The 22617-nt window shown below is 74.0% G+C and carries 19 protein-coding genes; 8 read left to right on the top strand and 11 right to left on the bottom strand.

Annotated elements, in window-relative coordinates; translation table 11 throughout:
- Positions 1–39: 39 nt before the first annotated feature.
- Entirely contained in the window at positions 40–687 is a 648-nt protein-coding gene (locus tag ACWGIS_RS24040; RefSeq protein WP_453364519.1) for an HNH endonuclease family protein, read from the bottom strand.
- A 399-nt stretch (positions 688–1086) separates the two neighbouring features.
- Between ACWGIS_RS24040 and ACWGIS_RS24045 the strand changes: the two genes are divergently transcribed.
- Positions 1087–1668: a TMEM165/GDT1 family protein gene (locus ACWGIS_RS24045; protein ID WP_453364520.1), complete on the top strand. Its 582-nt coding sequence runs from the start codon at positions 1087–1089 to the stop codon at positions 1666–1668.
- 538 nt (positions 1669–2206) lie between these two features.
- Positions 2207–2872, top strand: a complete 666-nt coding sequence (locus ACWGIS_RS24050; protein ID WP_453364521.1) for an HAD family hydrolase — start codon at positions 2207–2209, stop codon at positions 2870–2872.
- A gap of 237 nt (positions 2873–3109) precedes the next feature.
- Here ACWGIS_RS24050 and ACWGIS_RS24055 read toward each other — a convergent pair whose 3' ends face one another.
- Complete coding sequence (locus ACWGIS_RS24055; protein ID WP_453364522.1) at positions 3110–4231, bottom strand: peptidoglycan-binding domain-containing protein; 1122 nt, start codon at positions 4229–4231, stop codon at positions 3110–3112.
- Between the two features lie 167 nt (positions 4232–4398).
- Here ACWGIS_RS24055 and ACWGIS_RS24060 point away from each other — a divergent pair, with 167 nt between their 5' ends.
- Entirely contained in the window at positions 4399–6462 is a 2064-nt protein-coding gene (locus ACWGIS_RS24060) for an MFS transporter (RefSeq protein WP_453364523.1), read from the top strand.
- A 292-nt stretch (positions 6463–6754) separates the two neighbouring features.
- On the opposite strand, the gene ACWGIS_RS24065 is transcribed toward ACWGIS_RS24060, so the two are convergent.
- Positions 6755–7264, bottom strand: a complete 510-nt coding sequence (locus tag ACWGIS_RS24065) for a GNAT family N-acetyltransferase (protein ID WP_453364524.1) — start codon at positions 7262–7264, stop codon at positions 6755–6757.
- A 214-nt stretch (positions 7265–7478) separates the two neighbouring features.
- Between ACWGIS_RS24065 and ACWGIS_RS24070 the strand changes: the two genes are divergently transcribed.
- Both ACWGIS_RS24070 and ACWGIS_RS24075 read left to right on the top strand, forming a co-directional pair.
- The gene (locus ACWGIS_RS24070; protein WP_453364525.1) at positions 7479–8177 is read left to right on the top strand and encodes a hypothetical protein; all 699 of its coding nucleotides are present in this window, start codon (positions 7479–7481) and stop codon (positions 8175–8177) included.
- Positions 8178–8182: 5 nt separating this feature from the next.
- Positions 8183–9049, top strand: coding sequence for a hypothetical protein (locus ACWGIS_RS24075; RefSeq protein ID WP_453364526.1), 867 nt, complete (start codon positions 8183–8185; stop codon positions 9047–9049).
- A 426-nt stretch (positions 9050–9475) separates the two neighbouring features.
- On the opposite strand, the gene ACWGIS_RS24080 is transcribed toward ACWGIS_RS24075, so the two are convergent.
- Positions 9476–9880, bottom strand: a complete 405-nt coding sequence (locus tag ACWGIS_RS24080) for a DnaJ family domain-containing protein (protein WP_453364527.1) — start codon at positions 9878–9880, stop codon at positions 9476–9478.
- 118 nt (positions 9881–9998) lie between these two features.
- Here ACWGIS_RS24080 and ACWGIS_RS24085 point away from each other — a divergent pair, with 118 nt between their 5' ends.
- The gene (locus tag ACWGIS_RS24085; RefSeq protein WP_453364528.1) at positions 9999–10394 is read left to right on the top strand and encodes a hypothetical protein; all 396 of its coding nucleotides are present in this window, start codon (positions 9999–10001) and stop codon (positions 10392–10394) included.
- 35 nt (positions 10395–10429) lie between these two features.
- On the opposite strand, the gene ACWGIS_RS24090 is transcribed toward ACWGIS_RS24085, so the two are convergent.
- Both ACWGIS_RS24090 and proP read right to left on the bottom strand, forming a co-directional pair.
- Positions 10430–11098 carry an O-methyltransferase gene (locus tag ACWGIS_RS24090; RefSeq protein ID WP_453364529.1) on the bottom strand — a complete coding sequence of 223 codons (669 nt, stop codon included), beginning with the start codon at positions 11096–11098 and terminating at the stop codon, positions 10430–10432.
- A gap of 180 nt (positions 11099–11278) precedes the next feature.
- Complete coding sequence (gene proP / locus ACWGIS_RS24095; protein WP_453364530.1) at positions 11279–12673, bottom strand: glycine betaine/L-proline transporter ProP; 1395 nt, start codon at positions 12671–12673, stop codon at positions 11279–11281.
- A gap of 314 nt (positions 12674–12987) precedes the next feature.
- Here proP and ACWGIS_RS24100 point away from each other — a divergent pair, with 314 nt between their 5' ends.
- The gene (locus ACWGIS_RS24100; RefSeq protein ID WP_453364531.1) at positions 12988–15048 is read left to right on the top strand and encodes a bifunctional glycosyltransferase 87/phosphatase PAP2 family protein; all 2061 of its coding nucleotides are present in this window, start codon (positions 12988–12990) and stop codon (positions 15046–15048) included.
- A gap of 198 nt (positions 15049–15246) precedes the next feature.
- Here ACWGIS_RS24100 and ACWGIS_RS24105 read toward each other — a convergent pair whose 3' ends face one another.
- Positions 15247–16491, bottom strand: a complete 1245-nt coding sequence (locus ACWGIS_RS24105) for a cytochrome P450 (protein WP_453364561.1) — start codon at positions 16489–16491, stop codon at positions 15247–15249.
- A 316-nt stretch (positions 16492–16807) separates the two neighbouring features.
- On the opposite strand from ACWGIS_RS24105, the gene ACWGIS_RS24110 reads away from it, so the two are divergent.
- Positions 16808–17977, top strand: coding sequence for a steroid 3-ketoacyl-CoA thiolase (locus ACWGIS_RS24110; RefSeq protein ID WP_453364532.1), 1170 nt, complete (start codon positions 16808–16810; stop codon positions 17975–17977).
- A 146-nt stretch (positions 17978–18123) separates the two neighbouring features.
- On the opposite strand, the gene ACWGIS_RS24115 is transcribed toward ACWGIS_RS24110, so the two are convergent.
- The 4 genes from ACWGIS_RS24115 to ACWGIS_RS24130 form a co-directional block, all read right to left on the bottom strand.
- Positions 18124–18537, bottom strand: a complete 414-nt coding sequence (locus ACWGIS_RS24115) for an aggregation-promoting factor C-terminal-like domain-containing protein (protein ID WP_453364533.1) — start codon at positions 18535–18537, stop codon at positions 18124–18126.
- Between the two features lie 375 nt (positions 18538–18912).
- Positions 18913–19743 (bottom strand): ECF transporter S component, encoded by an 831-nt coding sequence (locus ACWGIS_RS24120; protein WP_453364534.1) that lies wholly within the window; start codon positions 19741–19743, stop codon positions 18913–18915.
- The gene (locus ACWGIS_RS24125; RefSeq protein ID WP_453364535.1) at positions 19740–21428 is read right to left on the bottom strand and encodes an ABC transporter ATP-binding protein; all 1689 of its coding nucleotides are present in this window, start codon (positions 21426–21428) and stop codon (positions 19740–19742) included. The genes ACWGIS_RS24120 and ACWGIS_RS24125 overlap by 4 nt, the downstream gene beginning before the upstream one ends.
- A complete protein-coding gene (locus ACWGIS_RS24130; RefSeq protein ID WP_453364562.1) occupies positions 21425–22504 on the bottom strand; it encodes a CbiQ family ECF transporter T component in 1080 nt (359 codons plus the stop codon). The genes ACWGIS_RS24125 and ACWGIS_RS24130 overlap by 4 nt, the downstream gene beginning before the upstream one ends.
- Between the last annotated feature and the right edge of the window lie 113 nt (positions 22505–22617).

Genomic DNA, 22617 nt, shown 5'->3' on the forward strand with positions numbered 1-22617 from the left:
CGACGGAGGCACAGGACAGGGTTCCCCGTAAGTGGCGGGCTATGAGCAGCCGCTGAGCACCGAGGACAGCTTCGACTTCTCCGCGCTGTCGACCGAGAGGTTGTAGTAGTACTTCACCTGGACCCAGGCGCGCACGTAAGTGCAGGCGTAGGCGGTGCGCGAGGGCATCCAGGTGGCCGGGTCCTGGTCGCCCTTGGCCTGGTTCACGTTGTCCGTGACAGCGATGAGCTGCGGGCGGGTCAGGTCGTTGGCGAAGGCCTGGCGCTGCGAGGTGGTCCAGTTGTCGGCGCCCGAGTCCCAGGCCTCGGCCAGCGGCACCAGGTGGTCGATGTCCAGGTCGGAGGCGGCGGTCCAGGTCGCGCCGTCGTAGACCGAGTACCAGCTGCCGCGGACGGAGGCGCAGGCGGAGTCGGTGACGACGTTGGAGCCGTCGCGCTTCAGGACCGTCTCGCGGGTGTTGCACGCCCCGCTGATGGTGATCCAGTGCGGGAAGAGGTCGCGGCTGTAGCCGGTGCGGTCCTCGGTCGCCACGGTGAGCGAGGAGAGGTAGGTCCGCGCGGTGGAGGCGCTGACCGGGGTCGGCAGCGCGGCGGAGGCGGTGGGGCCGTTGAAAACGCCGGCCATGGCTATCAGACCGGTGGCGGCTGCGAGTATGCTCAGCCGTCGACGCGCGTAGACCTTGGGCATGCGAACTCCCTGCAGATGGTGGGCCGTTGGGGCGAGCGAGCACATGCTTGCGGCGTCGTGTTTCCGGGAGATGTGCGTCGGGTGAGAAGCTAATGACGCGTACATGACAAAGCAAGGGTCGTGACGGGACCAATGGCCCTGTGGGTCCTGCGCGGGCGTCCCGTAGGATGGACGGCGCAGAAGGGGAGTAGCTCTTCGCCGGACCGTCGACATACTGCTCAGCTCGTCTGAGCCGGCGCCCGGAGGCAGGTCCCGATCGCGGGACCGGCCAGCGAGACCTTCGGCAAGCAGTGCACCGCCCGCGCGTTCCCGCGCGGGTGCCCGCGTGTGCTGCCGTGCCGAGGTGTCGCAGCGCAGTACAGCACTCTCGGCGGGGCGGCCCCGACCGATTGAGGAACTTTGATCAGCATCAGCGTGACGGCGCTCGTCTTCGGCGTCGTCTTCCTTGCCGAGCTGCCGGACAAGACCGCGCTCGCCGGACTCGTGCTCGGCACGCGCTACCGCGCCTCGTACGTCTTCGCCGGCGTCGCCGCCGCCTTCGCCGTCCACGTGGCGCTCGCCGTCGCGGCGGGCAGCGTCCTGACCCTGCTTCCGCAGCAGATCGTGCACGCGCTCACCGGCGTGCTCTTCCTCGCGGGCGCCGCCGTGCTGCTGCTGAAGAAGGACGAGGACGAGGAGGAGGTCCGCAAGCCCGAGAACCAGAGCTTCTGGAAGGTCTCGGGGGCGGGCTTCATGCTCATCCTGGTCGCCGAGTTCGGCGACCTCACCCAGATCATGACGGCCAACCTCGCCGCCCGGTACGACGACCCGCTCTCCGTCGGCCTGGGCGCGGTCCTCGCGCTGTGGGCGGTCGCCGGGCTCGGCATCGTCGGCGGCAAGGCCCTGATGAAGCGGGTGCCGCTCGCGCTCATCACCAAGATCGCGGCCCTGCTGATGCTGGGCCTCGGCCTGTGGAGCCTGTACGAGGCGGTGGCGGGATGACCCGCCCGCGCCGACGGGGCGGGTGCGCGGCCAGTCCTCCCGTGCGGGTCGGTTCCGGTGCGGGCCGTCCCGTGTCGGGCGGGTCCGTTGCCGGTTGTCCGGCGTGGGTCGGTTCCGGTGCGGGGCGTTCCGTGCGGGTCGGTTCCGGTGGGGGCCGCCCCGCGTCGGGCGGGTCCATGGCCGGCCGTCCCGTGCGGATCAGCCCGGGCTCGGTCCGTGCCACGCGGACGGGATCCGGTCCCGGCCGTGCCGCGCCGATCCTTTCCCGTTCGGGGTGCCCCGCGTCGGGCAGCCCCGCGCGGGACGCTTCCGCGCCGGGGCGTCCCGCACTCGGCCTCCGCGCTCCGGTCGTCCTCCCCGATGCCGGCCACCCGCGACCCGGCTTCGTGAAGCCGCTGGTCGGGTGCGGTGGCGTCAGGGGCCCTTTGTTTTGTATCGTGAAGAAACAAAGTGGCTCCCGCCCGTTTCCCCTGACCGGCGGGCGGGGCCGCCTTGTCCCCGGGTGCCCCGTGCGGCTCCCCCTCCCGCGTCTTGGAGCATGCCGATGACGGCCACCACCGTTCTGACCGCCCGCGCCCTCCTGCTCGACATGGACGGCACCCTCGTCAACTCCGACGCCGTGGTCGAGCGCTGCTGGCGCCGCTGGGCCGACCGGCACGGGCTCGACGGGGACGAGGTCATGAGGGTCGTCCACGGCCGCCAGGGCTACGCCTCCATGGCGGTCCTGCTCCCGCACCGGCCCATGGAGCAGAACCACGCGGACAACGCCCGCATGCTCGCCGAGGAGACCGCCGACATGGACGGCGTCGTGGAGGTGCCGGGTGCGTCGGCCTTCCTCGCGTCCCTCGCCGGGCTCCCGCACGCGCTCGTGACCTCCGCCGACGTGGGCCTGTCCACCGCCCGCATGGCCGCCGCCGGACTCGGACTACCCGACCTGCGGATCACCGCGGAGTCGGTCGGCGCGAGCAAGCCGGACCCCGAGGGCTTCCTCAAGGGCGCCGCCGAGCTGGGCGTCGCGCCCGAGGACTGCGTGGTCTTCGAGGACTCCGGGGCGGGCATCACGGCCGGCAAGGCCGCGGGGATGCGCGTCGTCGGCGTCGGCCCCCGGGCCGCGGTCCACGGCCCCGACGCCCTGGTCGCCGACCTCACGCAGGTGCGCGTCGAGGCCGCCGCGGACGGGTCGATACGGCTGCACATCGGCTGACGCCGAAGCGTGGGCCCGGGTCCTGGGAGGACCCGGGCCTCTGTCGTTCCGGGCCCCGTCGTCCCCGGGCCCCCGTCGACTTCCGGCCCTGTCGGCCCCGGCCCGGAGGACACCGGTGCCGACGATTTTTCCGGTCTTCGTAAGCTCCGGCTCCCGTGCCCCAGGGCCGCCCGGAGTCGGGCACCCGGCGACTCCGCCCCGTCGGGTCAGGCCCCGTACGCCCCAGTCCCTGCCGCGCTACGGCTGGGACGTCTCCGACTCCAGGCGGGTGCGGGTGGCCGTGCCGTAGACGCCCGGCTCGTCGGCGCCGATTCCGCGGGCCCACTGGTAGCGGCGCACGGCGTACTCGACCTGCTCGTTGAAGTTTCCGTTGATGTCGCTGGAGTAGAGGCCCAACTGCCTGAGCCGTAGCTGGAGTTCGGCCACCTCGGCGCCCTTGTCGCCGCGGCGCAGGATCGGGGCGCGGAGTTCCTCGGGCTCGTCGGACGGGGGCCGGACCGAGCCGGTGGCCCGGGCGGTCGTCGGTGTCTCCGCGGGTTTCTTCGAGCGGGACGGGGTCGCCGACGGGCTCGACGGCGAGGCGGAGGGCGACGCGTCCGCGCCGGCCGACGCCGTGGGACCGCCGGAGGCGGCCGGCGAGGACGAGGTGCTCCTCGACGGGGACGCGTCGGCCCGCGGCGACGACTTCTCCGGCACGCTCGCGCGCACCGCCTGCGGCGCCGGGGCGTCCCGCTCCGGCGTGTCGTACGACAGGACCCCGCTCGCCAGCCCCGCGGCGGCCACCACGGCCACGACGGCCCCGGCCACCACCAGCAGCGCCGTACGGCGACGGCGCCGGGGCGGCTCCTGGTTCGACGGCGCGGTGCCCGGCCCGGTCGCCGGGTCCTGGAAGAGGCGCATGTCGTCCGGTGCGGGCTCCGACGTGCCCGCGGCCATCACCGGCAGGGTGTGCTCGGCCGGCGAGGACGTGCCGACGGCCGTCAACGGCATCGTGTGCTCGGCCGGCGACGGCGTCACCGCGGCCGTCAGCGGCATGGTGCGCTCGGCGGGCGCCTCGGGAGGCGGCGGGGTCGCGCGGGCCGGGGGCTCCTGCGCACGCGCGGCGGGGTGCGGCGCGTCGCCGGCCGGTTCCGCCGCCGCGTCCCGGGCGGGGTCCTCGTCCGCGTCCCGGGACGCCCGGCCCAGCTCCACGTAGGGCCGGATGCGCAGCGGGTCGAAGTCCTCCGCCGCTGCCGCCTCCGCCGTACGGGCGTCACGCAGGGCGTCCGAGGCGCGCCGGGTGCAGGCGCAGGACGGAGTTCCGTCGGCCTCCCGGTGCGTCCCGCACTCCGGGCAGACGTGCCCCTTGGTTCCGCTCACGTGTGGTCCCTCCCCCTCACGGACTCCAGAGAGTATCCAGACCGCCTCCACGGAATCTCCTCGGCACCCCGGGATTCCCGGCTTCGGGGAGGACTCAACAGGCCATAACGGGACACTCCGATCACGATGGGAGTTGACCAGGACGCCTGGGCGCACGGGAGGTCCGTATGAGCGGGGACGCACGGGGCACTGACGCGGTGGTGACGAAGGGGGGCGCCCCCGGCGAGGAGCACGTGCACGGCAGCGTTCTCGTGTCGATCGGCGCACTGCTGCTGGGCATGCTGCTGGCCGCACTCGATCAGACGATCGTGTCGACCGCGCTGCCGACCATCGTCAGCGAGCTCGGCGGCCTGGAGCACCTGTCCTGGGTCGTCACCGCGTACCTGCTCGCCTCGACGGCCGCGACGCCGCTGTGGGGCAAGCTCGGCGACCAGTACGGGCGCAAGCGGCTGTTCCAGCTCGCGATCGTGATCTTCCTGATCGGGTCCGCGCTGTGCGGCATGGCGCAGAACATGCCGCAGCTCATCGGCTACCGGGCCCTCCAGGGGCTGGGCGGCGGCGGGCTGATGGTGCTGTCCATGGCGATCGTCGGCGACATCGTCTCGCCGCGCGAACGCGGCAAGTACCAGGGGCTGTTCGGTGCCGTCTTCGGCGCGACCAGCGTGCTCGGACCGCTGCTCGGCGGGTTCTTCACCGAGCACCTGAGCTGGCGCTGGGTCTTCTACATCAACCTGCCCGTCGGTGTGGTCGCGCTCGCCGTGATCGCCACGGCCCTGCACATCCCGCGCCGCACCGCCCGCCACGTGATCGACTACCTCGGCACCCTGCTCATCGCCGCCGTCGCGACCTGTCTGATCCTCGTCGCGTCGCTGGGCGGCACGACGTGGGGCTGGAGCTCGCCGCAGCTCATCGGGGTGGCGGTGCTCGCGGTGGTCCTCGCGGTCGCCTTCGTCGCCGTGGAGCGCCGGGCGGCCGAACCGGTGCTGCCGCTGAAGCTGTTCCGCGTCCGGACGTTCACCCTGTCCGCCGTCATCAGCTTCGTCGTCGGCTTCGCCATGTTCGGCGCGATGACCTATCTGCCGACGTTCCTCCAGGTCGTCCAGGGCATCTCGCCGACCCTGTCCGGGGTGCACCTGCTGCCCATGGTGTTCGGCCTGCTGCTCTCCTCCACCGTCTCCGGCCAGATCGTCAGCCGCACCGGCCGGTGGAAGGTGTTCCCGATCGCCGGCACGGGGATCACGACCGTCGGGCTGCTCCTGCTGCACCAGCTCGACGAGAACAGCGGCACCGGCGAGATGAGCGCCTTCTTCTTCGTCTTCGGTCTCGGCCTCGGCCTGGTCATGCAGGTGCTCGTGCTGATCGTGCAGAACGCGGTCCCGTACGAGGATCTGGGCGTCGCCACCTCCGGCGCCACCTTCTTCCGCTCCATCGGCGCCTCCTTCGGCGTGGCCATCTTCGGCACCGTGTTCGCGAGCCGCCTGGGGACCAAGCTGGCGGCGGCGCTCAGCGGACAGCAACTGCCCGCCGGTCTCAGCGTGGACACCCTCAAGGCCGACCCGAAGGGCATCGCCGAACTCCCCGCCGCGCTGCAGGCGCCCGTCCTGCACGCGTACGCCTCCTCCATCACCGACGTCTTCCTGTACGCCGCCCCGGTGGCGCTGCTCGGGTTCGTGCTTGCCTGGTTCCTGCGCGAGGACAGGCTGCGGAGCTCGGTCACGGCCCCGGACGCCACGCAGACGCTCGCCAGCAACCCGGTCGAGCGGTCCTCCTACGACGAGGTGTGCCGGGCGCTGTCCGTGCTCGGCACCCGCGAGGGGCGGCGCGAGATCTACGAACGGATCACCGCACGGGCGGGCTACGACCTGCTGCCCGCCGCGAGCTGGCTGCTGCTGCGGATCAGGCGGCACGGCCGGGAGGAACCGGCGGCGCTCGCCGAGCACAGCGCCGTGCCCCTGAACGTGGTCATCGCCGCGGCCCGCCAGCTGGAGGAGCGCCGCCTGACCCGCCGCGAGGGGGTGGAGCTCACGCTCACCGACGAGGGCCGCGAGGTCGCCGGGAGGCTGTCCCGGGCCCGCGAGGAGTCCCTGGGCGAACTGCTCGGCGACTGGTGGGGCCCCGACCGGCCCACCGACCTGGTGCGGCTGGTCGAGGAACTGAACTCCGAGCTGTGCGGCTCCGACGCGGAGCGCCCGCACGGGGCGACGGCCCGTCCGTACAAGCCGGTGGCCTGAGCCACGGGGGGCCGGGTGCCGTGCCCCTTCCCGGCGCGGGACCCGGTCCCGCCGTCCTGCCGGGCGGGCCGTGACGGGCGCGGTCGGACCCGGCGGGCGGTGACCGGCGGTTCGTTCCGGCGGCCCGTCGGACCCGGCGGGCGGTGACCGGCGGTTCGTCCCGTCCGGCCGGACCCGCGACGCTGCCCTGATTCCACGCCGCCGCTCCGGATCAGACGTCGCCGCTCCGGCCCCCGCGACGCCACCCGGCCCCGGGCCGCGCCGCCGCGATCCCGACGACAGAACCCCGGGACTAGCCGGTCAGCTCCTTGGTGAACCAGTGGTCGGCGTACTCCTCGTCGTTGTGCCGCTCCGTCTCCCGGTAGCCGAGGCGCGCGTACAGCGCACGGGCCGCCACCAGGTCGCTGCGGGTGTCCAGCACGATCCGCGCGGCGCCGAGCGCGCGCGCCGCGTCCTCCGCGGCCCGCACCAGCAGGGCGGCGCCGCCCCGGCCGCGCAGTTCCTCGCGCAGGAAGACCCGCTTCAGCTCGGCCGTCGTCGCGTCCGTCATCCGCACCCCCGCGGTGCCGGCCGGCTCGCCCCCGTACCGGGCCACGAGCAGCACCCCGCCGGGCGGCGCGAGGGAGTCCCCGGTGTCGGCGGCGATCTCCCGTTCCAGTTCGGCCGGGTCGGTCCTGCGCCCCTCGTGCAGCAGGTACCAGCGGTCGCTGACCTCCGTGTAGTAGGCCCGCCACAGCGCGGCGGCGGCGGGCGAGGCGACGGGTTCCGGAGCGACGGTCCAGGGGGCGGGCGTACGGATCATGGCGGTCATTGTCACGGCCTGCCCCGCGCGGCCCGCAAACGGTTTACGGCGCGGGCGGCGACGCCGACGGGCCGCCCGGAGGGGGCCGAGGGGTCCGCCGTGCCCGTGGGACGGGGCCGGGGCCCGCCAGCGTCCCGGCACCGTTTGCGGCGCGTTATCGCGGCAACCCGGACGTTGAACCGGCCCGTTGGGTCGAAAACTCCGGAAGGCACCCATGTCCACAGGCGTGATCATCGCTCTGATCGTGATCGTGGCGGCCGTGGCCCTTGTCGCGGCCGTCCTGACTCTCCTCGCCCGCAGGCCGCAGGGCGGGCGCAGCCTCCAGCGGCGCTTCGGGCCCGAGTACGACCGTGCCGTCGCCCGGCACAACGGCGACACCCGGGCCGCCGAAGCCGACCTCACCGAGCGGGTGAAGCGGCACGGTTCGCTGCGCCAGCAGCCCCTGGAGCCCGCCGCCCGCGAGCAGTACGCGGCGCGCTGGGCCGCGGCACAGGAACGCTTCGTCGACTCGCCGCGGGAAGCGGTGGCCGAGGCGGACCGCCTGCTCGGCGAACTGGCCGGAGCGCGGGGCTATCCCGACAACGGCCGCTACGAGGAACAGCTCGAGGCCCTCTCCGTGCACCACGCGCACCACGTCCACGGATACCGGCGGGTGCACGGCGCCGCGCACGCGAGTGCCGACGGCGCCACCGGCCACGGCACGGGCACGGAGGAGATGCGCGAGGCGATGCTGGAGGCCCGCGCGCTCTTCGAGGAACTCGTCTCACCCAGCCGCAAGGACGACGTCCGCCACCGCGCGGACACCGGCACGGACGGTGCGGAGGTGGCCGCCGACGGTTCGGACACGGCTCGCTCCGGCACCCGCACGCACGTGCCGTGGACCTTCAACCGGCGCCACGCGAAGGGAAGTTGAGGAACATGGCAGACGTGACAGGCGAGGGCGCGGAGCGCCGGGGGACGGCACGGGGGTCCGAGGGCCCGGGCGTCGACGGCAGTACTCCCCGGACACCGGGCCGAGCGGGGTCGGCGGACCCCAGGAACGTGACCGGCGACGCCGTCACGAGCCGGGAGACCGCCGAGGCGCGCGGCACGGCCGCGGCCCGCGAGGCCGACGGCAGGACGGGTGCCCCGGGAGCCGACACGCTCGCGGGCACCCCCGCCACAGACACGACGGCGGGTGCCCCGAGGACGGGCACGCCGACGGGCGTGCTCGGCGCCGGGACGGCTCCGGGTCACCGGAGCACCGGTGACCGCGACCGCCGTGACGGAGTCGGCGCGGACGACGGCACCGCGGGGACGGAGTGGCGCGAGGGCACCGGAGCGGGCGGCCACGGTTCCGCCACGGGAGTCGGCGAGCAGGCCGGCGCCGCCGCCGAGGGCCGCACCAGGGCCCCGCACGAGACGGCCGTCACCGGTACGACGCCGGGCGGCACCGACCGCACGACGGGCAAGGACGTCACCGGGACCCGCACGGGCACCGGCGACACCGCCCGCGGCGGTGACTCGGCGCTGCTGCCGCACGACGAGTCCGACAAGCTCGCCAAGCGGCTCCAGCAGGCCGTCGGCGGGTTCATCGACGAGCCCCGGGCGTCCGTCGAGGAGGCCGACCACGTGCTGGAGGAGGTCGCCGCCCGGTTCACGGACGCGATCACCCAGCGGCGCCGCGCGCTCCGCTCGTCCTGGCAGACCTCGGGCGAGAGCAAGGGCGCGACGGCCGACACCGAGCAACTGCGGCTGGCCCTGCGGGACTACCGCGAGATGGCGGAACGCCTGCTGCACAGCTGACCGCGCGAGCCGGGCGCCGTACGGAGAACGTTCCGTACGGCGCCCGACCCGTGCGGCCCGGCATCCGGAGCGCGATCGGCCGCGGACGGCGATACGAGGCCCGAGCGAGCCACGCGACCCGGCCCCGCAACGGCGCGGAACGGTCGCGGGGCGGTCATGCGCGACGGGACCGGGCGGGCGTCGAGGGTGTGTTCCGGGAGGCGCGCTACGGGACCGGGCGGGCGTCGAGGGCGAGTTCCGAAAGTCGCGCTACGGGACCGGGCGGGCGTCGGGGGTGCGCTCCGGGACGCGTGCGACCGGACCGGGCGGGCGCCAAGGGTGCGGCCCGGAAGGCGTGCGACGGGACCAGGCGCCCAGGTGGCTCCGGAAGGCGCGGGCAGCGGCCTCGCGGTGGCCACTCCGGGGGAGGCCGGTCAGGGTGGCCGGTCAGGGCCGCCGGCGCTCGCGCCAGTCGCGGACGATCTTCTCGACGTCGTACGGCTTCAGGCCGAGCGGGGGTCCCGGCGGCGGCTTGAACATGAGCTCGCGGATCTTGGTGTTGATGTCCTCGACGATCCGGCGCACGGCCCGCTCCGAGGGTGCCGCCGACGCCGCCGCGAGCGCGTCCTCGGCCTCCTTGCGCAGGGCGAGGGTCGGGGGCAGCACCGACAGTCCCTCGCGGGCCATCTTCTGCTTGACCCACCACAGTTCGTCGTACGGGGCGTCGGTGACGTCGGGCAGCGGACGGCCCGCCCCCGCGAGGGCGGTGAACTCCCCGCGGGCCTCCGCCTCGCGAATCTGCCGGTCGACCCAGGACTCGAAGCTGACGCCAGGGGGCTTTCGCTCGGTCATGTGTCCATTGTGCCGGATGTCACCCGGTCGGCCCTGTGGCGCATTATCATGCGGCGGCGGCGCGTCGAGAACGCCTCGCGCAGGGACGGTCGGACAGCTGAGCATCGGAGGAGCGCACGTGCTCGAACTCACCATGGCCTCGGTCTCCGGGGCGGACGCCGGGGCGACGGCCGGCATGCTGATGGCCGACGCGCCCAGCGACCCGGGAGCCGTGCTGCGGGTGGGCCGGGACAAGGCGGTCTGCCGGCTGGCGACGCCCGACGACTGGCTGTTCGTCTCGCGGGTGCACCTGGAGTTCCTGTGCGGGCCCGACGGCACCTGGCAGGTGACCTGGCTGCGCGGCTCGCATCCCGACCCCTCCTCCGAGGTGCGGCTGACGCTGGCGGGCCTGCCCCCGCAGCAATTGCCGTACGGCGGGACGGCGAAGCTGCCCGCGGGCGGTTCCGGAGAGCTCGTCGTCCAGGACCGCACCGGCCCGCGCAGCGTCAACGTCGGCTTCTACCACGAGTTCTGACGCAACGTCAGCCACAGGTCCCGGCCGGCCGCCCGTCAGTCCAGTACGCGGGCCAGCGCGAAGCCGTCGTAGCCCTTGCTGCCCACCGTCTGGATCGCCGTGCCGCTCAACTTCGGGTGGGCGGCGATCAGTTCGAGGGCGGCCCGGGTGCCCTGGACGCTCGGGTCGCCGTCCGGGTCGGTGACCCGGCCGCCGCGCACCACGTTGTCGAGGACGATGAGGCTGCCGGGGCGGGTGAGCCGCACGGCCCACTCGATGTAGCGGGCGTTGTTGACCTTGTCGGCGTCGATGAAGACGAGGTCGAACGGCTCGGGGTGTTCGTCGGCGAGCGCGGGCAGCGACTCCAGGGCGGGACCCACCCGTACCTCGGCGATCTTGTCCAGGCCGGCGCGGGCGAGGTTGCCGCGGGCGACCTCGGCGTGGGCGGCGTCGTACTCGAGGGTGATGAGCCGGCCGTCGGCGGGCAGCGCGCGGCCCAGCCAGATGGTGCTGTAGCCGCCGAGGGTGCCGATCTCCAGGATCCGGCGGGCTCCCTGGACCTGGGCGAGCAGCTGGAGCAGCTTGCCCTGGTTCGGTGCGACGTTGATGGCGGGCAGACCGGCGGCGTCGCTGTCGGCGAGGGCGGCCGACAGCACCTCGTCGGGCGGGGAGAGCAGCTCGGTGAAGTAGGCGTCGACCGCGTCCCAGGACTGAGCCTCGCTCATGCAGCGTGCCTTTCGTATGCCTAGTTAGCTGACCTAACTAGTTCTGCCGCCGAATCTAGTCGCGTACGGGGCGGTTGTCAGCGTCTTTTCCCGTTCCCTCCCGGCGCCCGTCAGCCGATCGGCCCAGGGGTCCGCACCGGCGGGGGCCGGTCCCCGGGGCCGACCGGGAATGCGGCGCCGTCAGTGCCCGGCGGGCTCCACGGACGGGGCGGAACCGGGCAGCGGGCGGCCCGCCGACTCGGCCGTGAACCACACCGCGACGCCGCCGACCACAGCCGCCGCCATCATGTAGTACGCGGGCATCATCATGTTCCCGGTCGCCCCGATGAGGGCCGTGACCACGAGCGGGGTGGTCCCGCCGAAGAGCGAGACGGAGACGTTGAAGCCGATGGACAGCGAGCCGTAGCGCACCTTCGTCGGGAACAGCGCGGGCAGCGCCGCGGGCATCGCCGAGGTGAAGCAGACCAGCAGCAGACCGAGGGCGCCCATGCCGAGCGCGACCGCGAGCAGGCTGCCCTGGCGGATCAGCAGGACGGCCGGGACGGACAGCACGAGGAAGCCGAGGCAGCCGGCGGCGATCACCGGACGGCGTCCGACGCGGTCGGTCAGGGCGCCCGCGAAGGGCTGCACGACCATCATCAGCGCCATCACGCCGAGCACGACCAGCAGCCCGTGCGTCTCGTCGTACTTCAGCTCGCTGGTCAGGTAGCTCGGCATGTACGACAGCAGCATGTAGTCGGTGACGTTGAAGACCAGCACCAGGCCCATGCACAGCAGCAGCGCCTTCCACTGGCCCGCGACCAGCTCGCGCAGCGGCACCTTCGGGCGGTCGTGCTCCTTCTTCGCCGCCTTCGCCAGCTCGGCCGCGAACGCCGGGGTCTCCTCCAGCCGCATCCGCAGGTACAGGCCGATGACGCCCATCGGGCCGGCGATCAGGAACGGGATGCGCCAGCCCCAGGACAGCAGGTCCTCGCCGGAGAGCAGCGCGGTCATCAGGGTGACCAGTCCGGCCCCGCCGATGTAGCCGGCGAGCGTGCCGAACTCCAGCCAGCTGCCGAAGAAGCCGCGCCTGCGGTCGGGTGCGTACTCGGCGATGAAGGTCGAGGCGCCCGCGTACTCGCCGCCGGTCGAGAACCCCTGCACCAGCCGCGCCGCGAGCAGCAGCAGGGGCGCCCCGACGCCGATGGCCGTGTACGACGGAATGAGTCCGATCGCGAAGGTGCCGGCCGCCATCATGATCATGGTGAGGGCGAGGACCTTCTGCCGGCCGACGCGGTCGCCGAGGGGACCGAAGACCATGCCGCCGAGGGGGCGCACGAGGAAGGCCGCGGCGAAGGCGCCGAAGGTGGACAGCAGCTGCGCGGTCGGGTTGCCGGACGGGAAGAACACCTTGCCCAGCGTCACGGCGATGTAGCTGTAGACGCCGAAGTCGAACCACTCCATCGCGTTGCCCAGCGCCGCTGCCTTCACGGCGCGCCGGACGAGGGCCGGGTCGGTGACGGTGACCTCCTCCGGCCGGCCGGGGCCCACGGGGGCGGCGGACGGGACGGGAGCGAGGGGGGTGACGGTCGGCAAGATTCCGCTCGCCTGCCTTTCGACGGGGACAGGGACACGGCTCCTGGGAAAGCGAGCCGAAAACCGACCATAGGGGCACTTCCCCACCTTACGTGGCGTATGCATCTAGTCGCGGGACGTGCATGAACGCCGCATAAGCAGGCAGGACGCCGCGGCGGCGGCCGGCCTCCCCGGGGCACTCTGTGACCTTTGTCGCGACCGAGGACGGAACCGGAACGGGGTGCGCGGGTCGCTTTTCCGGGCGAACGCGACGCATAGGGTTCGGATACGGACATACGGGTGGTGACGACGGGGGCGGGGAGGTGAGGGACGGCGTGGCGGAAGCGGAGCGCGGAGGACGACCGGGCGAGGCCCTCGGAGCGGGACCCGGCGGGACGGCGGGCGCGCGGCTGGAGGCGGCCCGTGCGCTGCTCTGGCTGGTCGCGGCCGTCCTCGCGCTGCGGCAGGTCGCCGTCGTCCTCGGGACCCCGAGAGGGGACCGGCTGACCGACCTGGAGACCTGGATCGGAGCGGACGGCGTCCTGCACGTGAAGGGGTCCCTGTACGACTCGACCCGGTTCACCGGCACCCCGTTCGCCGGTCTGGTCCTCAAACCCCTCACTCGTTCGGCTGAACAATCGCTGGGCTGGGGATGGACCTTCGGCACGCTGCTGCTCGTCGCGGCGCTCGGCCTCGTCGCGGCGCGCGCCCTGCCGTCCCCGGTGACCCGCCGCACCCGGCTGCTCGCCGCGCCCGTCGCCGTCAGCCTGCTGATGCTGTCGCTGCCCGTGCGCAACACCCTCCACCTCGGCCAGACCAGCGTCATCCCGGTCCTGCTGGTGCTGCTCGGCTGCCTCGCCGTGCGCGGGCAGCGCCTGAGCGGTGTCCTGATCGGCGCCGCCGCGGCCCTCCAGCCGACGGTGCTGCTGTTCGCCCCGCTGCTCTGGTTCACCGGGCGCCGGCGCGCCGCCGTCTCCACCGCGGCCACGTTCGCCGCGTGCACGGTGCTCGCCTGGGCCGCGCTGCCGCACGACTCGTCCGCCTACTGGGTGCACCACCTGGCGGGCGCGGGCCTCGGCGGCCGGGCGGACGACCTCGCCAACCAGTCCCTGCACGGGGCGCTGCTGCGGCTGGGCCTCGAAGGGCCGCCGGAGACCGGCCTCTTCCTGGCCCTCGGCGCGGCCGTCACCGTCGTCGGCCTGCGCCGGGCGGTGCGCTACGCACGCGACGGGCAGCCGCTGCTCGCGGTGGCGGTCACCGGCTGCGTCGCCGTCGCCGTCTCGCCCACGACCTGGCAGCACCAGCTGCTGTGGGTGCTCCTCGCGGTGGTCGGCCGGGTCGGGCGCAGGGCCTCGGACCGGTACGTGTGGACGGCCGCGATCGTCCTGGTGACGACGCTCCCCGCGGGGATGATGCTGCCCGACCTGACGGTGCTGCACCCGCTGCGGGACAACGCGGTGCTGGTGGCCGCACTCGCCGCCGCCTGCGCCGTCCCGTTCCTGCCCCGCACCTCGCCCCGGTACAGCGACCCGGTCCCCACCGAGTACGCGGCGCCCGTCCCGTCCCGTTTCGGCCGGGTCCCGCTGCTGCCCGTCCCGGGCCGTGTGCCGACCCGCCCGAACCTGCTCCTCGAACTGCTGCTGATCCGGGTCGGCTACGCCGCGTACCAGCAGGTCAGGCTCGCCGCGACCGGCGGGACCAACGCGGGTGGCCGGGCCGGCGCCGAGCGGCACGGCGAGCAGATCCTCGCGGTGGAGCGGTTCCTGCGCCTCGACATCGAGCGCGGGGTCAACCACGCCGTCGTGAAGGCCGGCTGGCTGCGGGACTTCTTCGACTTCTACTACGCGTCGTTCCACTTCCTCGTCCCGCTGGCCGTCCTCGCCGTCCTCTACGCCCGCCGCCCCGCCGACCACCGCTGGGCCCGCTCGGCGCTCGGCTTCGCCACCCTGCTCGCGCTCGTCGGCTTCTGGCTGTACCCGTTGGCACCCCCGCGGCTGATGCCGGGGCTCGGCGTCATCGACACGGTGCACGGCGTCCAGGACTTCTCCAAGCCGGACTACGGCACCCTGACGGAGCTGACCAACCAGTACGCGGCGATGCCGTCCCTGCACTTCGGCTGGTCGCTGTGGTGCGGTCTGGTGGTCGTCGTCCTCGCCCGGACCTGGTGGATGAGGGCGCTGGGCACGCTGCACCCGCTGTTCACCCTCGCCGCGATCGTCGCCACCGGCAATCACTGGGTGCTCGACGCGGTGGGCGGCGCGCTGGTGGTGGCGGCGGGGTTCGGGATCACCCATCTGTTGCAGGGCCCCCGGGTCCGGCCGGCGGCGGAGCCCGCGGAGGCGCGCGGCGAGCCGGAGCCGGCGCCGGAGCCCGCGCGGCCCGGTGCCGCGAGCTGATCCGGTCCCCGGCCGGTCCCGGGCGCGACCCCGGGAGGTTGCGGGTTCGGCCCCAAGCACCTCCGCGGGCTCGGGTGAGGCAGGGGCGGAGCGTGGGGGACGCCCCTGCCTCCCGCGAGCCGGATCGGCGGTGCCGGGAGGCCGCCGGTCCGTGTCCGGGGGCGCGTCCGGCCCGCGGGGGAGCCGGACGCGGAGGTCCTAGCCGGGGGTGACCCGCAGCTCCTTCACGCCGTTCAGCCAGGCGGAACGCAGGCGGCGCGGGTCGCCGGCCGCGCGCAGGCCCGGCATCGCGTCGGCGATCGCGCGGAACATCAGGTCGATCTCCAGGGTGGCCAGGGACTTGCCGAGGCAGAAGTGCGGGCCTCCGCCGCCGAAGCCGAGGTGGGGGTTCGGGTCGCGGGTGATGTCGAAGACCTCGGGCCGGTCGAAGACCTCCGGGTCGTTGTTGGCGGAGGAGTAGAAGAGGCCGACGCGGTCGCCCTTCCTGACGCGGCTGCCGCCGAGCTCCACGTCCTGGGTGGCGGTGCGCTGGAAGGAGACGATGGGCGTGGCCCAGCGCACGATCTCCTCGGCGGTGGTCACCGGCCGCTCCCGCTTGTACAGCTCCCACTGGTCGGGGTGGGTGAGGAAGGCGTGCATCCCGTGGGTGATGGCGTTGCGGGTCGTCTCGTTGCCGGCGACGGCCAGCACCAGCACGAAGAACCCGAACTCGTCGGAGGCGAGGTTGCCGTCGTCCTCCGCCGCCACCAGCCGGGTGACGATGTCCTCGGCCGGGCACTGCTTGCGGTCGGCGGCCATGTTCATCGCGTACGAGATGAGCTCGGTCGCCGACTCGGCGCCGACCTCCTCGGTGATCGCGAACTCCGGGTCGTCGTACGCGATCATCTTGTTGGACCAGTCGAAGATCTTGGCCCGGTCGTCCTGCGGGACGCCGATCAGCTCGGCGATCGCCTGCAGGGGCAGCTCGCTCGCGACCTGGGTGACGAAGTCGAAGGTGCCGTCCCGGCCCGCGCCCGCGAGCGCCCGCTCCACGATCTGCCCCGCTCGGGTGCGCAGCGCGTCCTCCAGGGCGCGGATCGCGCGGGGGGTGAAGCCGCGCTGCACGATCTGGCGGACCCGGGTGTGCTCGGGCGGGTCCATGTTGAGCAGGATCAGCCGCTGCACCTCGATCTGCTCCCGCTGGATGTGTTCGTTGAACCGGATGATGGCGGTGTTGACCCAGGAGGAGAACAACTCGGGGTGCGTGGAGACGTACTTGACGTCCGCGTGCCGGGTGACGGCCCAGTAGCCGTCGTCGTCGAAGCCCGCGACGCCGCGCCGCTGCGGGATCCAGCGGACCGGCTCGGCCCGGCGCAGTTCGGCGAACTCCGGGTGGGGGACGCGGTGGTGGAGCACGTCGGGGTCGGTGAAGTCGAACCCGTCGGGCAGCGCTGGACAGGGCATCGGCAACTCCAGGTGTCGCGCGTCCTGCGGGGTGACGGCCGGATTCTGACGGTCCATCAGGAATGCGGATTGCCGTGAAGGTAGTAACGGGTTCTACAAGAGGCAAGGGGTACGGAGCCCCGAATCACGGGCGGAATCCGGGCGGATCGCGACTTCGGGAGGTGCACGACCCTTGCGGCGCGCGCCCTCCGCTCAGCAGACTGCAGGCAGAACTAGAACGCGTACTAGTTCAGCGTGGCGGGTGGCCGGGACGCCCGCGCCGCGCGGGTGAGCAGGGCCGAGCCACGCCGGGCCGGCCCGAAGGAGAGGACGACCCATGGCCGCGGAACCCGTGATCGTCGAAGCCGTACGCACCCCCATCGGCAAGCGCGGCGGCGCGCTCGCCCCCCTGCATCCCGCCTATCTCCTGGGCGAGACCTACCGCGAACTCCTCGGCCGCACCGGCATCCACGCCGACTGCGTCGAGCAGATCGTCGGCGGCACGGTGACCCACGCCGGCGAGCAGTCCATGAACCCCGCGCGCACCGCCTGGCTCACCATGGGCCTGCCCTACGAGACGGCGGCGACGACGGTCGACTGCCAGTGCGGCTCCTCGCAGCAGGCCTCGCACATGGTCGCCAACATGGTCGCCGCCGGTGTCATCGACATCGGGATCAGCTGCGGGGTCGAGGCGATGTCCCGCGTGCCGCTGGGCTCGGGGTCCAAGCACGGTCCGGGCAGGCCCTTCCCCGAGGAGTCGCACGTCGACCTGCCGAACCAGTTCGAGGCCGCCGAGCGCATCGCGCGCCGGCGCGGGCTGACCCGGGAGAACGTCGACTCACTCGGGCTCATCTCCCAGGAGCGGGCCGCGATCGCCTGGTCCGAGGAGCGCTTCAAACGCGAGACGTTCGCCGTGCAGGTGCCCACCACCGAGGAGGAGCAGCGCGCCGGGCAGGGCATGTGGCGCCTGGTCGACCGGGACGAGGGCCTGCGGGACACCAGCATGGAGGCGCTGGCCCGGCTGAAGCCGGTGATGCCGACCGCCCTGCACACCGCGGGGAACTCCTCGCAGATATCCGACGGCGCCTGCGCCCTGATGTGGGCGTCCAAGCGGATGGCGCGGGCGCTCAAGCTGCGCCCGCGGGCCCGTGTCGTCGCCCAGGCGCTGGTCGGCGCCGACCCGCACTACCACCTCGACGGGCCGGTCGACGCGACCAGGGCGGTGCTCGGCAAGGCCGGCATGTCGCTGAAGGACATCGACCTCGTCGAGATCAACGAGGCGTTCGCGTCCGTGGTGCTGAGCTGGGCCCAGGTCTTCGGGCAGGACCTGGAGAAGGTCAACGTCAACGGCGGCGCGATCGCCCTCGGGCATCCGGTCGGCGCGACCGGCGCGCGGCTCATCACGACGGCGCTGCACGAACTGGAGCGCCGGGACGCGGAGTTCGCGCTCATCACGATGTGCGCGGGCGGGGCACTGGCGACCGGGACGATCATCCAGCGCCTGTGACGCAGGCCGCCCCGGGCATGGCGAAGGCGGCGGCCCGGGGATCAGGGGCCGCCGCCTTCGCGTACGGGGGGTGCCGGGGGAGCCGCGCCCCGCGGGGTGGCGTCCGGCGTCGTGCCCGGGGCGCGGGTGGCGCCGGTGGGTGCGGCTCAGTACCAGCCGTGGCTCTGCCAGAAGTTCCACGCGCCGACGGGGCTGCCGTAGCGGTCGTTCATGTAGTCGAGGCCCCACTTGATCTGCGTCTCGGCGCTGGTCTTCCAGTCGGAGCCCTTGGCGGCCATCTTGTTGCCGGGCAGCGCCTGGACGAGGCCGTAGGCGCCGGACGCGGAGTTCGTGGCGGTGACGTTCCAGTCGCTCTCGTGCTCGACGATCTTGCTGAACGCGTTGTACTGCGCGGCGTCCGGGATCATCTTGTGCGCGATCGACTGGGCGGAGGAGACCGACGTGGTCGCTGCCTGGGCGGGAGCCGCGACCAGCACCATGCCGGTCGTGAGGGCGGCCAGGCCGGCGGCGGTGAGGGCCTTCTTCGGGGAGGCGACGCGGCGGATGACGGAGACGGACACGAAGCACCTTTTCTTCGGGGACGGTGGGGCGCCGGCATGCCGGGACCACGCGGAGGCGGCGGGGGCACACAGCGGCGCCGCGGCCCGGGAGGGCACGTCGGCGCCTGGCGACTCCTCCAGAGAAACAGGCCCGCGGGATGTCTGCAATGACCCCATTTACTAGTGGTGGTCGCACGCGGGGGAGAAGTGCCCTCCGTGACGTGGCTCTCAAAGCCCAGGTCAGCGCGCTGGGCGACGTGCACATGCCACCCCTGACGGCTACGGCCCGGCTTAGTGGAGGACCAAGGTCCTGTGTGCCGCCTCACTCCCGGGCTCACGGAGCGTGCGCACCCGGGACGGGGCGCGTCCGGTCCGTGTGACGTGGATCGCGGGATGTCAGGGCTCGAAGGTGACCGGGGTCTCGAAGGCGGCCCGCCGGGTGGCCCGGCGCAGCGCCCGCAGCAGGGGACCGCCCACGGTGAGGGTCAGGACGACGGTGACGACGGCCCGGCCGAGGTCCCAGCCGAGCGAGGTCGCCAGACAGTAGGCGAGGAACCGTACGAGGTTCTCGTGAACGGGGTCGTGGGGATCGAAGGCGACGCTGGAGGCCATCGCGTGCAGGAAGGGCCAGCCCGCGAGGTTCATGACCGTCCCGTACGCGACCGCCGCGAGGCAGCCGTACGCGGCGAGCATCGCCAGCTCGCCGCGGCCGCGCAGCCGGTCGGGGGCGGGCAGCAGCCCGGCGCCCATCGTGAACCAGCCCATGGACAGCATCTGGAACGGCATCCACGGACCGACGCCGCCGGTGAGCAGGGCGGACGCGAACATGGTCACGGCCCCGAGGACGAAGCCGAAGCCGGGCCCCAGCACCCGCCCGCTCAGCACCAGCAGGAAGAACATCGGCTCGATCCCGGCGGTCCCGGCGCCGAGCGGCCGCAGCGCGGCCCCGGTCGCGGCCAGCACGCCGAGCATGGCGACCGCCTTGGGGCCCAGGCCCGACTCGGAGATCGTCGCCGCGACGACGGCGACCAGCAGCACCAGGAGCACGGCGAAGAGCCAGGGCGCGTCCTGGCTGTGCGCGTTCACCTGGGCGCCCGGGTCCGCGAGGAGCGGCCAGCCGAACCCGCCGACGCCCACCGCGCCGACCAGCACGAGGGCGGCGACCGAGCGCGGGCCGAGGCGGACGGCGCGGGCCCGCGGCGGGCCGGCGGACGGGGATCCGCTCACGCGAGGGCCTCCCGGATCTGGGCGACGGTGAGCCACCGCTGTGGGGCGAGGATCTTCGTCACCTGCGGGGCGAAGGACGGGGAGGCGACGACCACCTCCGCGGTGGGACCGTCCGCGACGATCTCGCCGTCGGCGAGGATCACCACCCGGTGCGCCAGGTCGGCGGCGAGCTCCACGTCGTGCGTGGCCAGCACGATGGTGTGGCCCTCCGCCGCCAGGGCGCGCAGCACGGCCACCAGGCGGGCCTTCGCCGCGTAGTCCAGGCCGCGCGTCGGTTCGTCGAGCAGCAGCAGCGGGGGACGCGCCGTCAGGACGACGGCCAGCGCGAGTGCCAGCCGCTGGCCCTCGGACAGGTCCCGCGGATGCGTGCCGTCCTCGATGCCCGGCAGCAGCTCGCGCACCAGCGCCCGGCAGCTGCCCGGCCCGGCGCCCGCGTCGCGGTCGGCCGCCGCGCACTCGGCGGCCACCGTGTCCGCGTACAGCAGGTCCCGTGGTTCCTGCGGTACGAGGCCGACGCGGCGCACGAGGTCGCGCGGGGCGGTGCGATGGGGCACCGACCCGCCGACCCGTACCGTTCCCGCGGCCGGCTCGACCAGCCCGACCAGCGCGCCGAGCAGGGTCGACTTGCCCGCGCCGTTGCGGCCCATCAGCGCGATGGTCTCGCCCGGGGCGGCCGTCAGGTCCACCCGCCGCAGCACCTCGGTCCGGCCACGGCGGACGGCGAGGTCCTCGACGGCGGCCGTGGCCGGGGGAGCGGCGGCCACCGGCGTGCGCCTGAGCGGGAACCGGGGGCGGCGGGCCGCCGTCCCGACCGGCTCGGCGTGCGGGGCCGCGCCCCGCGCCGGTACGGGCGACGGTGCCGGGGTGTGCGCCGCGAGGCGGTCCCGCAGCGCCCCCGCCGTCCTGCGGGCGTCGCGCACGGTCAGCGGAAGCGGCGACCAGCCCGCGAGCCGGCCCAGCTCCACCACCGGCGGGTACACCGGGGAGACGGCCATCACCTCGGCCGGGGTGCCGAGGACGGGCGCGGCTCCCGGGGCGGGCAGCAGGACCACGCGGTCCGCGTACTGCACGACCCGCTCCAGCCGGTGCTCCGCGAGGAACACCGTCGTCCCTAGGTCGTGGACGAGGCGCTGGAGGACGGCGAGGACCTCCTCGGCGGCGGCGGGGTCCAGCGCGGACGTCGGCTCGTCGAGGACCAGCACCCGGGGGTGCGGCGTCAGCACCGAGCCGATGGCGACGCGCTGCTGCTGCCCGCCGGACAGCGTGACGAGCGGACGGTCGCGCAGGTCGGCGAGGCCCAGCAGGTCCAGCGTCTCCTCCACCCGCCGCCGCATCACGTCCGGGGGGAGCCCCAACGACTCCATGCCGTAGGCGAGTTCGTCCTCGACGGTGTCCGTGACGAAGTGGGACAGCGGGTCCTGGCCCACCGTGCCCACGACGTCCGCCAGTTCACGCGGCTTGTGCGTGCGGGTGTCCCGCCCGGCGACGGTGACCCGGCCGCGCAGGGTGCCGCCGGTGAAGTGCGGCACCAGACCGGCGACCGCGCCGAGGACCGTCGACTTGCCGACCCCGGACGGGCCCGCCAGCAGCACCAGTTCACCCTCCGGGACCTCGAAGTCCAGGCCTCGCACGGTCGGTTCGGCGGCCCCCTCGTACGTCACCGAGACGTCGGTGAAGCGGATCACGAGGACTCCTTGGGTATCGGGGCGACGACGGAGGGCAGCAGCCCGAGCAGGATGGCCGCCGCGGGCCACAGGGGGAGGGCGGGGGCGGTCAGCGGGACGACGCCGGGGTGCAGGGCCGCCGGGTCCTGCGAGCCGGCCACGACCATCGACGCGGCCACCGCGGCCCCGGAGGCCGAGACCAGCCAGGCCCGTACGCCCCAGGCGTCCGGCCGGTAGCGCGTGCGCAGCGTACGGCGCCCGCCCAGCCACAGGCCGCCGAGCGCGGCGGCCACCCCGGCGACGAGCACCGGCAGACCGTACGTCCCGCCCTCCGCGGTCAGCACTCCGTAGGTGCCCGCGCAGACGCCGAGCAGCCCGCCCAGGGTGAGCGCGGACGTGGTGCGGCGGACGGCGGCCGGGACCTCGGCGGTGCGCCCGTACCCGCGCGCGTCCATCGCCGCCGCCAGCGCGACCGAGCGCTCCAACGCGCCCTCCAGCACGGGGAGTCCGACCTGGAGCAGCCCGCGCAGTCCCCGGTCCGGGCGCCCGCGCAGCCGGCGGGCCGCCCGCAGCCGCTGGACGTCCGCGATCAGGTTCTGCGCGTATGTCAGGGCGACGACCACGGCGACGCCCGCCTCGTAGAGCGCGCCCGGCAGCGACTTGAGCAGCCGGGCCGGGTTCGCGAGGGCGTTCGCCGCGCCGACGCAGGACAGCAGGGTGGCCAGCTTGAGGCCGTCGTACAGCGCGAAGACCAGGCCCTCGGCGGTGACCGCGCCGCCGATGCGCACGCCCTGCGCCCAGTCCGGCAGGGGGACCTCGGGCAGTGCGACCAGGACCCGCTCACCGGGGACGGGGGAGCCGAGGAACACGGCGAACACCAGGCGCACGGCCAGTACGGCGAGGGCCAGCTTCATGAACGCGCCGTACGAGCGGGCCCAGGGCGCGTCGGTGCGGCGGGCGGCCACGACATAGCCGGCCACGCCGACGAGCAGGCCGAGCAGCAGGGGGTTGGTGGTGCGGGAGGCGGCGGTGGCCAGGCCCAGGGCCCAGATCCACCAGGCGCCCGGGTGCAGGGCGTTGCCGCGGTTGGCCTCCACCGTGAACGGGCGGCGGCGCCGGGGCGCGGTGCCTTGGAACCGCTCGCCGGGTTCCCGGCTCGGCCCGGTCCGCGACGCGCGCCGTCCCGTGGGACGGCGGTCCTCGGCCGGAG

This window comes from Streptomyces sp. NPDC054842 (genome assembly GCF_053611025.1).

Coding starts and splice junctions, on each gene's coding strand:
- ACWGIS_RS24105 (WP_453364561.1), bottom strand. CDS start 16,491: ATGCCCTGTCCAGCGCTGCCCGACGGGTTCGACTTCACCGACCCCGAC.
- ACWGIS_RS24080 (WP_453364527.1), bottom strand. CDS start 9,880: ATGACCGAGCGAAAGCCCCCTGGCGTCAGCTTCGAGTCCTGGGTCGAC.
- ACWGIS_RS24050 (WP_453364521.1), top strand. CDS start 2,207: ATGCCGATGACGGCCACCACCGTTCTGACCGCCCGCGCCCTCCTGCTC.
- ACWGIS_RS24090 (WP_453364529.1), bottom strand. CDS start 11,098: ATGAGCGAGGCTCAGTCCTGGGACGCGGTCGACGCCTACTTCACCGAG.
- ACWGIS_RS24070 (WP_453364525.1), top strand. CDS start 7,479: ATGTCCACAGGCGTGATCATCGCTCTGATCGTGATCGTGGCGGCCGTG.
- ACWGIS_RS24065 (WP_453364524.1), bottom strand. CDS start 7,264: ATGATCCGTACGCCCGCCCCCTGGACCGTCGCTCCGGAACCCGTCGCC.
- ACWGIS_RS24075 (WP_453364526.1), top strand. CDS start 8,183: ATGGCAGACGTGACAGGCGAGGGCGCGGAGCGCCGGGGGACGGCACGG.
- ACWGIS_RS24060 (WP_453364523.1), top strand. CDS start 4,399: ATGAGCGGGGACGCACGGGGCACTGACGCGGTGGTGACGAAGGGGGGC.
- ACWGIS_RS24110 (WP_453364532.1), top strand. CDS start 16,808: ATGGCCGCGGAACCCGTGATCGTCGAAGCCGTACGCACCCCCATCGGC.
- ACWGIS_RS24040 (WP_453364519.1), bottom strand. CDS start 687: ATGCCCAAGGTCTACGCGCGTCGACGGCTGAGCATACTCGCAGCCGCC.